Source organism: Methanospirillum sp. (assembly GCF_035406105.1).
In the GTDB taxonomy this organism is placed as follows: Archaea; Halobacteriota; Methanomicrobia; order Methanomicrobiales; family Methanospirillaceae; genus Methanospirillum.
Map to the genome: position 1 here is coordinate 1 of NZ_DAONKG010000063.1, position 11,430 is coordinate 11,430.

General features: G+C 48.5%; 13 protein-coding genes and 1 tRNA gene. 7 read left to right on the forward strand and 7 right to left on the reverse strand.

What is annotated here, in order from left to right; all coding sequences use genetic code 11:
- Positions 1-10: 10 nt before the first annotated feature.
- Complete coding sequence (locus PLA23_RS05360) at positions 11-502, forward strand: Lrp/AsnC family transcriptional regulator (RefSeq protein WP_324474313.1); 492 nt, start codon at positions 11-13, stop codon at positions 500-502.
- On the forward strand, positions 459-1,670 hold the full coding sequence (locus tag PLA23_RS05365; protein WP_324330505.1) for an aminotransferase class I/II-fold pyridoxal phosphate-dependent enzyme: 1,212 nt from the start codon (positions 459-461) through the stop codon (positions 1,668-1,670). Before PLA23_RS05360 ends, PLA23_RS05365 begins: the two co-directional genes overlap by 44 nt.
- 26 nt (positions 1,671-1,696) lie before the next feature.
- On the opposite strand, the gene purE is transcribed toward PLA23_RS05365, so the two are convergent.
- Complete coding sequence (gene purE / locus PLA23_RS05370; RefSeq protein ID WP_324474304.1) at positions 1,697-2,095, reverse strand: 5-(carboxyamino)imidazole ribonucleotide mutase; 399 nt, start codon at positions 2,093-2,095, stop codon at positions 1,697-1,699.
- A 53-nt stretch (positions 2,096-2,148) separates the two neighbouring features.
- Here purE and PLA23_RS05375 point away from each other — a divergent pair, with 53 nt between their 5' ends.
- From PLA23_RS05375 to PLA23_RS05390, 4 genes are read left to right on the forward strand one after another with little or no spacing between them, the layout of a single operon-like run.
- Positions 2,149-3,282 (forward strand): pyridoxal-phosphate-dependent aminotransferase family protein, encoded by a 1,134-nt coding sequence (locus PLA23_RS05375; protein ID WP_324474306.1) that lies wholly within the window; start codon positions 2,149-2,151, stop codon positions 3,280-3,282.
- Positions 3,279-3,737 (forward strand): riboflavin synthase, encoded by a 459-nt coding sequence (ribC, locus tag PLA23_RS05380; RefSeq protein WP_324474307.1) that lies wholly within the window; start codon positions 3,279-3,281, stop codon positions 3,735-3,737. The genes PLA23_RS05375 and ribC overlap by 4 nt, the downstream gene beginning before the upstream one ends.
- A gap of 12 nt (positions 3,738-3,749) precedes the next feature.
- A complete protein-coding gene (gene ribH / locus PLA23_RS05385; RefSeq protein WP_324329416.1) occupies positions 3,750-4,178 on the forward strand; it encodes a 6,7-dimethyl-8-ribityllumazine synthase in 429 nt (142 codons plus the stop codon).
- A complete protein-coding gene (locus PLA23_RS05390; protein WP_324329418.1) occupies positions 4,175-5,308 on the forward strand; it encodes a pyridoxal phosphate-dependent aminotransferase in 1,134 nt (377 codons plus the stop codon). Before ribH ends, PLA23_RS05390 begins: the two co-directional genes overlap by 4 nt.
- A gap of 9 nt (positions 5,309-5,317) precedes the next feature.
- On the opposite strand, the gene PLA23_RS05395 is transcribed toward PLA23_RS05390, so the two are convergent.
- Positions 5,318-7,624 (reverse strand): S8 family serine peptidase, encoded by a 2,307-nt coding sequence (locus PLA23_RS05395; protein ID WP_324474309.1) that lies wholly within the window; start codon positions 7,622-7,624, stop codon positions 5,318-5,320.
- 209 nt (positions 7,625-7,833) lie between these two features.
- Here PLA23_RS05395 and PLA23_RS05400 point away from each other — a divergent pair, with 209 nt between their 5' ends.
- Positions 7,834-9,000 (forward strand): PEGA domain-containing protein, encoded by a 1,167-nt coding sequence (locus PLA23_RS05400; RefSeq protein ID WP_324474311.1) that lies wholly within the window; start codon positions 7,834-7,836, stop codon positions 8,998-9,000.
- On the opposite strand, the gene PLA23_RS05405 is transcribed toward PLA23_RS05400, so the two are convergent.
- From PLA23_RS05405 to PLA23_RS05425, 5 genes are all read right to left on the reverse strand, one after another.
- Positions 8,982-9,053 (reverse strand) — tRNA-Ala (locus tag PLA23_RS05405). The two genes, PLA23_RS05400 and PLA23_RS05405, sit on opposite strands and share 19 nt — an antisense overlap.
- Positions 9,054-9,063: 10 nt before the next feature.
- Positions 9,064-10,077 (reverse strand): transcription initiation factor IIB, encoded by a 1,014-nt coding sequence (locus PLA23_RS05410; protein ID WP_011449439.1) that lies wholly within the window; start codon positions 10,075-10,077, stop codon positions 9,064-9,066.
- Between the two features lie 8 nt (positions 10,078-10,085).
- Positions 10,086-10,316: an H/ACA ribonucleoprotein complex subunit GAR1 gene (locus PLA23_RS05415; RefSeq protein WP_324329427.1), complete on the reverse strand. Its 231-nt coding sequence runs from the start codon at positions 10,314-10,316 to the stop codon at positions 10,086-10,088.
- A 105-nt stretch (positions 10,317-10,421) separates the two neighbouring features.
- Complete coding sequence (locus PLA23_RS05420) at positions 10,422-11,072, reverse strand: histidinol phosphate phosphatase domain-containing protein (protein ID WP_324329429.1); 651 nt, start codon at positions 11,070-11,072, stop codon at positions 10,422-10,424.
- Between the two features lies 1 nt (position 11,073).
- Positions 11,074-11,355, reverse strand: a complete 282-nt coding sequence (locus tag PLA23_RS05425; RefSeq protein WP_324329431.1) for a signal recognition particle subunit SRP19/SEC65 family protein — start codon at positions 11,353-11,355, stop codon at positions 11,074-11,076.
- Positions 11,356-11,430: the final 75 nt, after the last annotated feature.

The following is an 11,430-nucleotide window of genomic DNA, read 5'->3' on the forward strand; positions in this document are numbered from 1 at the left end:
GGCAGAATTCATGGATGAAATCGACCGATCTTTGCTCTCTCTTCTTGAGGAAGACTGCATGACCCCTCTTCATGAACTGGCAGTCATGCTTGGGTGCAGCGAGCAAGAGGTAGAAAAACGGAAACATCAGCTGGAAAGGGATGGTATTATCCGGCGGTACTCAGCGGTGATCAACTGGGAACAGGTGGATAAAGGTGCGGTATACGCGATAATCGAACTCAAAGTCGCCCCTGAGCGTGACTATGGGTACGATCGGATTGCAGCACGCATATCCCGTTTTACAAATGTCCGGAACCTGCGTCTCCGGACCGGGACCCATGACCTGCAGCTGCTGGTGAAGGGAAAGAGTATTCAGGAGATAGCACGGTTTGTGTCAGAACAGATCGCTCCCATGGAACGGATCCGGGAGACGGCGACACATATTATCATGAAGACATACAAGGAAAACGGGGTACTCTATGTTGAGCGTGAAGACGGACAACGCCTGCCATTCTCGTTCTGAGCAAAGGAAACGGGATTTTATCTCTGAGCGGGCAAAGGTCATTCCCCCGTCAGGTATCAGGCGTTTTTTTGATCTTGCCGGACAGATGGAGGATGTCATCTCGCTTGGGGTTGGTGAGCCTGATTATTCCACTCCCTGGCACATCTGCGATGCAGCGATCACCTCCATCGAACAGGGTCATACCGCGTACACCTCGAACACCGGGATGGAGTCTCTCAGAAATGAACTAGCCAGATTTCTCCGGGACAGGTACCAGCTTGAGTATAATCCTAAGTCGGAGATGATCATCACAACCGGCGTTTCCGAAGGGCTTGACATTGTCATCCGTGCAGTTACCAACCCGGGGGATGAAGTGCTGATCATCGATCCCTCCTATGTCAGCTATGCACCCTGTGTTATTATGGCCGGGGGGATCCCGGTTCCGGTACCCTGCACTGAAAAAAGCCGTTTTCGTCTTACACCTGATATCCTCATGGAGCACATCACCCCCCAGTCAAAGGTCCTTATTCTGAATTTTCCAAATAATCCGACGGGGGGTGTCATGAGGTCCGAGGATCTTGAAGCGATCGCAGACATTGCCATTGATCATGATCTTCTGATCCTCTCTGATGAGGTCTACGCTGAGCTGACCTATGAAGGTCATCATACCGCAACTGCTTCAATAGAAGGTCTCTGGGACCGGACAATAACCCTTTCAGGTTTCTCAAAAGCGTTTGCAATGACGGGATGGAGACTGGGATATATCTGTGCTCCACCTGATATTACGGCGGCCACACTCAAAATTCACCAATATGTCATGCTCTCTGCTCCTACCATGAGTCAGTATGCAGCACTTGAAGCGCTCAAAAACGGAGAAGAGGCGATGCGGGAGATGGTACGGGAGTATCATCTCAGACGGAACCTCTTTGTTGACGGGTTAAACCGTATCGGTCTTCCGTGCCATACCCCTGAAGGGGCGTTCTATGCGTTTCCGTCAGTAAAAGGTACCGGTCTTACCGATTACGAGTTTGCCGAGCGGCTCATCACCGAAGCTGGTGTGGCCGTGGTTCCAGGGAGTGTGTTTGGGAAGAGCGGTACCGGGCATGTCCGGTGTTCGTATGCCGTTTCAAGACAGGAACTGACCGAAGCAATCAGAAGAATGGATGAGTTTATCAGGGCTTTACCCTGAATTCACGTGTTTATTACGGCTCATAGTTATAACGATGTGCTGCTCTCAAGTATCCGTGCCGCAAGATGGGCAGCATTTTCTCCATTATCAACACCGACACAGGCGACCGGCACCCCTTTGGGCATCTGAACAATTGACAGCAGAGCATCCAGACCGCCCATCAGTTTCCCTGATACCGGAACCCCTATCACAGGTTTTTTCGTTTTGGATGCCACTACACCCGGAAGAGCGGCGGCCAGACCTGCGATGCAGATAAAGACCTGTGCATCCGATTTCGAGATGTAATCATCCAGTTGTTCCGGGTCACGGTGTGCGGATAATACCTGGTACTCATAACTGATATCATAGCCTTTCAGAACTTCCCAGGCTTTTTTTGCGATCTCTTCATCAGATGATGAACCACAGATGATGCTTACAAGAGGCATGGTTCTTCAATGAATATAATCAGTCAGAAAGTAAAATAGTATACTCGGTTTTTATGGAAGATGAAATGCTCCTGATGCTTCCGGGTCCGGTCCCGCTGCCGGAACGGGTTCGTGCAGTTATGGCCCGGCAGGCTATCAATCACCGGGGGGCAGAATTCGGGAATGCATATGCAGATATCGTTCGCGTTCTCAAAGGACTCTTTGGAACAAAGAATAACCCTCTTGTCATTTCAGGTTCCGGGACTGCCGGAATGGAGGCTGCTGTTGCAAACTTTGGAAAGGGCAAAAAGACAGCCCACCTGATTAATGGAAAGTTCGGAGAGCGGATGTACACGATAGGACAAAGGTATGCATCCGAAGCCCGTCCGATTGAATCAGAATGGGGCACTCCGCTTGATCTTGAGGGCCTTAAGACCGCTCTCGAGGGGGGTTGTGAGGTTGTCACTATGGTTCACAACGAAACATCAGCCGGGATTTTAAATCCCGCCAGTGAAGTCGGTAAGATATGCCGGAAATATGATGCGCTCTTTCTCATGGACGGAGTCACATCAATTGGTGGAGACCTGGTAAAGGTTGATGAGTGGGGGGTTGATGTTGCCATTGTCGGCTCACAGAAATGTCTTGCTGCTCCTGCCGGTCTTGCAGCCGTTTCCGTGTCAGATCGGGCATGGGACCGGGTTGTGAAGAACCCGCCATATTATCTGGACCTTGTGTCATACAAAAAGAATGCAGCGAAAGATCCGATGGAGACCCCGTACACCCCTGCCGTCCCGCTCTTTCTGGCACTGCGGGAAGCCTGTCTTATCATTGAAGAGGAGGGTATTGACAAACGTATCGCCCGGCATCACCGGATGGCAGGAGCAGTCCGGAAGGCGGTCCAGGCATGGGGTCTTGAGATGTTTCCAAAGACGGATCCTCTTCACCATTACTCGAATACCGTTACTGCTGCCTGTATTCCGTCCGGATCTAATGACAAGGATTTCCGGGGGATGGTAAAGAAACTGGGGATTCAGATCGCCGGCGGTCAGGATCACTTAAAGGATAAGATCTTCCGTATCGGTCATATGGGTGCTGTTTCTGCACCTGAGCTTCTGGCAACCCTTGCAGCAACCGAATATGCTATTAAAAAGACCGGCCATCAGATCCGCGAGTCAGGTGTGATGGCTGCAGCAGAGGATTTAGGATGAGGATTGGTATCGCGGACACGACCTTTGCACGGGTGAATATGGGCAGGTTCGCGATCGATGAACTGAAAAAACATGGTTCGGTTACCATAGAGCGATATACCGTCCCGGGTGTGAAAGATCTGCCGGTGGCCTGCAAAAAATTGTTTGAAGAGTATCACTGCGATATCTGCATGGCCCTTGGGATGCCGGGGGGAAAGGAGAAAGACCGGATGTGTGCCCATGAGGCATCCACCGGGCTTATCGCCTGTCAGCTTATGACAAACCGGCATATCATTGAAGTTTTCGTGCATGAGGATGAGGCATCTGATGATGCTGAACTTGCCTGGCTTGCAGAACAGCGGACAAGAGAACATGCAGTGAATGTGATCAAACTCATGCGACCAGGGACCCTTGAGCGGGAAGCAGGAACCGGGCAGAGGCAGGGATTTGCAGATGCCGGCTCAGCCCGACTATAATGAGGTTGAATTATGACCGTTGCAAAACCAAACACAGGTATTAAACTGGGATTTGTTGTTGCGGAGTTCAACCGTGACATCACCTACATGATGGAGATTGAGGCAGAAGAGCATGCGAAATTTCTGGGAGCAGAGGTGACAGAGCGTTTGTATGTTCCCGGCGCCTATGACATGCCCCTTGCCATAAAAAAGATGCTTAAGGAGAAGAAGGTTGATGCCGTCGTTACCATTGGCTGTGTCATTGAAGGCGCAACCCAGCATGATGAGATAGTGGTCCAGCATGCTGCCCGCAAAATCATCGATCTTTCTCTTGAGTTTGAAAAACCGGTTACCCTTGGGATCTCTGGCCCGGGTATGACCCGGCTGGAGGCCACCGATCGTATCGAGTATGGAAAGCGTGCGGTTGAGTCTGCAGTCAAGCTGGTGCAGCGGTTAGCATGAGAACCCTCTCGACCAAACTTGCTGCTATTGCCCCTTCAGCAACGATCGAGATCACCGAGAAAGCCCGCAAAATGCAGGCTGCCGGGACAGATGTCATCAGTCTTTCTATCGGGGAGCCTGATTTTCCTACCCCGGCCCATATCACCGATGCCTGTATTGATGCCCTGCGGCGGGGTGAAACCCACTATGCCCCGGGAAAGGGCATTCCGGAACTACTCCGTGCCATAGCAGAGAAAATAGAGCAGGAGAATAAGATCCCCTGTACTCCGGATCAGGTGATTGTCGGGTGCGGGGCAAAGGATTCAATCTATGAGGCATGTGAAGCGGTTTTGAGCCCAGGTGACGAGGCGATCATCCTCGATCCATCCTGGGTCAGTTATGAGCCATGTGTGCAGATTGCCGGGGGTGTACCGGTTCATCATCCCTTACATCCGGAGACATTCCAGGTTGATGACAGTCTGCTAGAGAAAATTTCTGACAAAACCCGGATGATCATCATCAATACTCCCTCTAATCCATCCGGGGCAATACTCAATCAGGAATCACTGCAGCTGGTTGGTGATGTCTGTCAGGATCATGACCTCATTGTTCTTTCTGATGAGATATATGAGAAATTGATCTATGGTAAGACACATACTTCCATCGGAGCATTTCCAGGTATGGAGGATCGGACCATCACGGTAAATGGGTTCTCAAAGGCATATGCCATGACCGGGTGGAGACTTGGGTATGCGGTCGCGTCCAAAGAGATCATCGGGTATATGAATAAAGTCCAGCAGCATACTATCTCTCATCCGACCACTTTTGCCATGTATGGCGGGGTCGCAGCGCTGAAAGGACCACAGGAATGCATTGAAGAGATGCGATCAGAGTTTGAGAAGAGGCGGTCGTTTGTATTGAAAAGCATGGATGAGATGGGGCTCTCCTATGCACCGGCTGATGGGGCCTTTTATGCCTATGTCAAAGTTGATGGGGATGATGCAGAGGTTGCAAACCGCTGGCTTGAGAAGGGTCATGTGGCAGTAACACACGGGTCCGCCTTCAATCATCCAGGGTGGATTCGTATCAGCTATGCTGCGTCGATGGACCGGCTAAAAGAAGCGATGCACAGAATATCTGTGATTTTATAATTTTTAAAATCAGATAGTAACCTGGTAGGTTACATTGTCTGTAGTATAGAGCCAGTAGCCCTGCCAGGGCATGAGTAGACGACTGTCACTCTGATTTCCGGTTCCATTTCTGATTATCGGCTCTTCATAGTACTGCGATGATGCATTAAATCCGATCACATAGGTCCAGCTATCACCAATCGGAATGAGATGCGTCTTTGCTGATAAAAGGTCGGTGCCGATAATACCAAATCCATTCCATCCACATGTCAGATTTTTCACATAGGTTCCGTTCTGAATGGGATCCAGTTTTGGCGTAATATGCTGGTTTTCACCAGTCCATACCCAATATGACGAGAGTGGCGATATTTTTTCATCGGCGGGGACAGTTATCCAGCTTGCATTATGGTATTTGAGTACTGAATGTCCTGAAGTGTTGGTGATCTGTCCAAAGAGATCGGATGCGGTGTCATTACCCGCAATCAGTCTCTTTGCAACAGATATATGATTCCATCCTGCGGAGAGGGGAATCTGATCTGGTTCAGGTTTTTTCGTCAGGTACTTAAGAGCTGCTGACAGATTAGCACGTCCACCTGAAACAGTTTTATTTGAAAGGCCTGGCACAGGATCAGCTGAGTTTAATATGGCCTCCTTTATTTTTGAGAATGGTACATCCGGGGCATAAGAAGTGAGAATTCCGGCCATACCACTGACAAAAGGTGTGGCCATTGAGGTTCCGTTCATGTATGCATACCTGGTCTCTGATAAATTACCATATCCATCAGAGAGGGTGATATCATCAAGGAAACAGGTCACGAAAGTCCCATCAGCAATAAACCGGATGTAGAGATTATCATCCGTTAAATCTGCCGGTATTTTACACTCCCGATATATCCAGGGATGTATGGTAAAGGGTTTGGTTTCATATTCGAGCGTCTTCCATGACAGATTGTCACTGGACGCCTCGACTGAAAAGGTATACTGCACCCCAACCAGCTGTAGTTGGTATGATATGACAGGATTGGTAAGATTTGCGATGCTCAACGGCTGATTAAGTGAGATAATGACAGGAGGTTCTGTCTGGTTGGCGACTGAATTATTCACGGTGCCCTGGGCACTTGAGGGTTCGGATATGAAATATTCTGTATTTATCGTCCAGTTTCCATGTGTAGTCCAGTTTGAAAATGTCTCAAATTCATCACGCCATACGGGGGTTGGGTGGTAGTAATTATGCATTGTTGAGTAGATGAGAACTCCTGGCGCCCCAATATCTACTGATTTTAGCCCGTAGTTTGAAAAATAAGCTTTCTCGTCATTTGGATCGGTAGCAGCGACTGAGATGATATTGTCTAGGTCATAACTTGACGGATAGTGGGGGATTTCGTCGTTATCCTGGCCACTATTCCCGGCAGCACACACAAAAAGTCCGTCAGTTCCGGCTATCACCTCATATTCAGCCTGACTGTAGTCAGAACCACCATAGGAACATGAAAAAATCTTTGCCCCGTTTCTCGCAGCCCATAATATCGCTTCTATCTCGTCAGACACGGTTCCGGTTCCGAAGCTGTTCAGGAACCTGACCGGAAGGATGGTTGCATTCCAGTTCACTCCTGAACCTCCTTTCCCATTATTTCCGACTGCTCCGATAATCCCTGCACAATGGGTCCCGTGTGAAGCCAGGTCCATCGGATCTAATGTTCCAGTAATAGCATCGTATCCGTGTGTTCCGGTCTGTGGATTTGTCCAGATATTTCCTGCAAGATCTTCATGGAGGTAATCAACACCGCTGTCTATGACGGCGATGATGACATCAGATTGATTTGTCGTATTCCAGGCTGTTGCAGCCTGAATATCCGCTCCGGGAGTACCAGGAGCTGCATCCTCTTTAAATATCTGCCCGGTGTTTACCAGTCCCCACTGTCGCCAGAGATCAGGATCATCTGGAATGACTGATGTGGTCCGGTAATAATCCGGCTCTGCATATTGTATCCCCGCTTTTCCCTTGTAGTATCCTATTCCATCCTGCACACTCATCCCTTCAGGAAGTACAACCAGTTGAAGTCCTGCAGCACCTTCCGCTGAATAATCTTTTAAAACTCTTGCACCGATTCCAGCATGAGCTGATGAAAGAACAGATGCAGAATTTTCGGTCTGAGTACCTGCTGCACGAACCAGAAGGACACCAGGTCGGTATGCATCTGTTCCATTCTCCGTTTTTATTTCATCAACATTGAAAGGAATTACCGGCAATGCCGAGGCCTGAAGCACAAATCCTGTCAGAAAAATAAGGGTAATAATTTTTAATGAGTTTTTCATCCACCAGATCCCATCTGCCATGCTACGTCACCTGATAGTAGGAGATTATGCGGCCACTTATATGTATCTGACGATCCGAATAATTCTCTGTGTTTTTGGATGAGGGATACGAACCATGTATGCGATGTCTGGTATTGAGAATAACAACAGAGTCAAATCAGAGATTTTTTCAATGATAAACGGACTGGTTCAACCGAAAATACATATCTTGGTCTGACAGATCTCATCATATGAAGATTCTGCTGCTGATGGTCACCTCCTTTTTTTTTATCATGGTTCCTGTAGCAGCAGAATATGGCTCTATTGAGATAACTACTGATATACCAAAGGTTCCTGTGTATATCGATGATGTATACACCGGGTTATCACCAGTACATGTTGATTCTGTTCAGGAGGGGTATCATCTGGTTCAGGCCTCCCCTGAGGGATTCTTTTCACAGACAGAAAATATATCTGTCAAAGCAGGAGAATTAACATCTATATCGTTTTCATTTTTAAATTCAGAAGAAAAGCAGATACCAGCCATGGTTCGGATAGGGGAATGTGTTGGAACCCCTGAGCCGTCTGATCTTGATGGAACTGCCTTTGATCTCCTTCGTATGCCTGATAGGACACTGATGGCCTATTATAGCGGGTGGGAAGAGGGAATTATGTGTATGCACTCCTCTGATGGCATCTCCTGGGAGCAAATGAATGAACCATGCCTCGGGGTGCCGTCAAAGGGGACTGTATTCAGAACAGAACCATGGGTATATGCCCTTCCTGACGGATCATACCGGATGGTTTTCCGCCAGACGGCTGGATCCCGGCACGCTCTGTATTCGGTTCCTTCTCAGGATGGGAGAACATTTTCCGGCGAGGAAGAGATATTTATTGATGGCGAGATGAGCGAGGGTACTTCAGGCTCTCCTTCAGTTCCAACAGGAATTATCTATGATAACGGAACTATCAGGATGTATTATAGTATCCCGGGTGAGGGTATAAAAAGTGCAATATCAGATGATATGGGCCTCTCCTGGAAAAAGGAGGATGGAGTTCGTATCAGATATGGGACAGATCCGACGATGATACTCCTTCCTGATAAAAGAACAGGCATTTTTTATGTGGATACCACTCCAAAATCAAAGGGACAACGGATATTTTTCTCACTATCAGATGACGGACTGGATTTCTCCAGGGTTCCACCGATTCAGATCCTTGAAACCATGGAGCCAGGTGTATGGCTAATGGATCCTGAGATCATCACGGATGATGATGTAGTCTATCTGTACTTCTCGGTCATGGGAATGGAGGGCATGCAGCACCATCTTCTGCCTGGAACCCTCCGGAGTATTATTAACCTTCCCTGTCTTGTCAGACAGGTATCTGAAAAGAAGAGTGGACCCGGCGGGATTTGAACCCGCGGCCTCTGCGTTGCGAACACAGCGATCTCCCACTGATCTACGAGCCCGAAAAGGAGATCAGAGAATGATCTCGATATCTAATTTTTCTGCCAGTTCCTTATACCGGTTTCTAATAGTCACTTCTGTCACACCGGCTACTTCTGCTACTTCGCGCTGAGTTCTCCGTTCACCGCCAAGGATTGAGGATATATAAATGGCGGCAGCGGCAACCCCGGTTGGCCCCCGTCCTGATGTCAGTTCACGTTCTCCTGCCTGTCTGAGAATCTCAACCGCCCTGCTCTGGACCTCTCCTTTCAGCTGAAGCCCTGAACAGAACCGGGGTACATAATCAATTGGCGATGTCGGGAGGAGTTTCAGACCCAGCTCACGTGAAATAAACCGGTATGTCCTCCCGATCTCTTTTCTGGATACCCGTGATACTTCAGCAATCTCATCAAGCGTCCGGGGAACACTACACTGCCGGCATGCGGCATATAATGCAGCTGCAGCGACTCCTTCAATACTCCGGCCACGAATAAGATTTTTATCAACTGCATCACGGTACACAACGGCTGCAGTCTCCCTGACATTACGGGGAAGACCGAGTGCTGAAGCCATCCGGTCAAGTTCAGACAGCGCAAAGGCAAGGTTCCGTTCGGTTGCATTACTTACCCTGATTCGACGCTGCCATTTTCTGAGACGATAGAGCTGTGCCCGGTTTTTTGATGATATTGCCCGTCCATAGCTGTCCCGGTTTCTCCAGTCAATCATGGTGGAGAGGCCCTTGTCATGGATGGTAAAAGTCATCGGTGCACCAACACGGGATCTCTTCATGCGTTGATCATGGTCAAATGCCCGCCATTCAGGACCACGGTCGATAAATTCTGCATCGATAACCAAACCGCACTGCTGACAGACAAGCTCAGCCCGTTCATAATCATGTACAAGTTGCCTGCTGCCGCACTCAGGACATTGAGATTCGGTCTGGTTCTCAATCTTCTTTTGTTTTTCAGTTACCTTCCCGGTAAGCCTGTTTTTTAAGGCTTCACGTTCCTTCTGAAGGGTCCGGAGTTTCTCAATCTCTTCTGACATTCTTTCCTCTATTTAATAAAGAGCTTCTCGCCGATCAGGCGCGATGGCTCCTCGATAGTAGTCAACACCGCAGCGTATGGTGATGTGACATTACCGAAAATATCGATAAGTTTCCCCACTGGTTTCCACCGTTTATCAAGAACTTTGCTGTACAGGCGTGGAAGTTTTGCGGCATCACATTCAACAATCAGGATGTGCTGCCCAAATTTACTGATAACTCTTCCAATAGCCCGTGCCAAAGCATCGCCCCCAGAAATGTCTGTATCTCCCCCACCGGAGATAAGATAAGCAACCTATATATGTGCAAATACGAAGTACTTATATGTTATGGGAACTATTAAGTATTACGTAAACCTTTGATAAAATTCATTTCCCTCTGTGGTAAGAAGGTTTTTAAGTAATTCACCAGAGATTCCGGCACCAGATGCGACAATCTCACGGTCCCGTTCGGACATCAGATCACCAGGGTGATGTGCATCAGAATCCACTACCAGGATACAGCCGGTGCTTTCTGCAACCCTTACAACATGTCCGTTTGTCCGGTTGTGCCCTCCTCGTGCGGTTATTTCAAGGGCTATGTTATGTTTTCCGGCAAGGGATGCATCCTCTCTGGTAATAAGACCCGGATGGGCAAGAATATCTACGAAGGGGCAGGTCACTGCAGCATGGTTTGTTCCAGGCATTACCGGTTCTACCGGTGTTTCACCATGGACAACCACAATGTCCGCTCCTTTCTCTTTCGCATACCTGGCAAGCTTGGGTATGTGCACGGGCGGCACATGTGTCAGCTCAACACCGGTGAGCAGTCTGATACCTATAGATGTGGCTGATTTCTCAACTTTGTGAAGTGCTGAAAGGATCTCGTCGATGTTGCCGGCATCAGCATGATCAGTAATACCAACCACCGTGTATCCAAGCACCTGCATACGCCTGAGAAGTTCGGACGGAAGAAGGTCTCCATCAGAGAGGAGCGTATGGGTGTGAAAATCGTACATATTAACTCTTATTACCTGTGCCTTTCAATCCGGAACTGATCAGAGAGATGAGTTCATGTTTTGTTCCCGGATACTCAACAACGAATCGTCCCTGGTGTTTCCACCAATATGACGGGTGGGATTTTGATTCACGGGTGAAAGGGATGTTGTTTGTTTTTAATATACGTTCGATGTCTCCTGGCTCAGGATGAGTGACACCCATGGTACGGGAGACTCTGCGCCCTTCTGACCGCATCAGCTCACTGTCAAAGTAACAGGGATAGAGTATTACTCCCTTATTCATTCTCACAGATCTGCAATCTGAACCTATAAAGTACCAGCGAGAGAGATGCTATGGTATGCATCATATCGATATCTC

Bases quoted from the DNA above. Each gene is read 5' to 3' on its own strand.
- PLA23_RS05360 (WP_324474313.1), top strand. From the start codon at position 11: ATGGATGAAATCGACCGATCTTTGCTCTCTCTTCTTGAGGAAGACTGC.
- PLA23_RS05365 (WP_324330505.1), top strand. From the start codon at position 459: ATGTTGAGCGTGAAGACGGACAACGCCTGCCATTCTCGTTCTGAGCAA.
- purE (WP_324474304.1), bottom strand. From the start codon at position 2,095: ATGCCTCTTGTAAGCATCATCTGTGGTTCATCATCTGATGAAGAGATC.
- PLA23_RS05375 (WP_324474306.1), top strand. From the start codon at position 2,149: ATGGAAGATGAAATGCTCCTGATGCTTCCGGGTCCGGTCCCGCTGCCG.
- ribC (WP_324474307.1), top strand. From the start codon at position 3,279: ATGAGGATTGGTATCGCGGACACGACCTTTGCACGGGTGAATATGGGC.
- ribH (WP_324329416.1), top strand. From the start codon at position 3,750: ATGACCGTTGCAAAACCAAACACAGGTATTAAACTGGGATTTGTTGTT.
- PLA23_RS05390 (WP_324329418.1), top strand. From the start codon at position 4,175: ATGAGAACCCTCTCGACCAAACTTGCTGCTATTGCCCCTTCAGCAACG.
- PLA23_RS05395 (WP_324474309.1), bottom strand. From the start codon at position 7,624: ATGGCAGATGGGATCTGGTGGATGAAAAACTCATTAAAAATTATTACC.
- PLA23_RS05400 (WP_324474311.1), top strand. From the start codon at position 7,834: ATGAAGATTCTGCTGCTGATGGTCACCTCCTTTTTTTTTATCATGGTT.
- PLA23_RS05410 (WP_011449439.1), bottom strand. From the start codon at position 10,077: ATGTCAGAAGAGATTGAGAAACTCCGGACCCTTCAGAAGGAACGTGAA.
- PLA23_RS05420 (WP_324329429.1), bottom strand. From the start codon at position 11,072: ATGTACGATTTTCACACCCATACGCTCCTCTCTGATGGAGACCTTCTT.
- PLA23_RS05425 (WP_324329431.1), bottom strand. From the start codon at position 11,355: ATGAATAAGGGAGTAATACTCTATCCCTGTTACTTTGACAGTGAGCTG.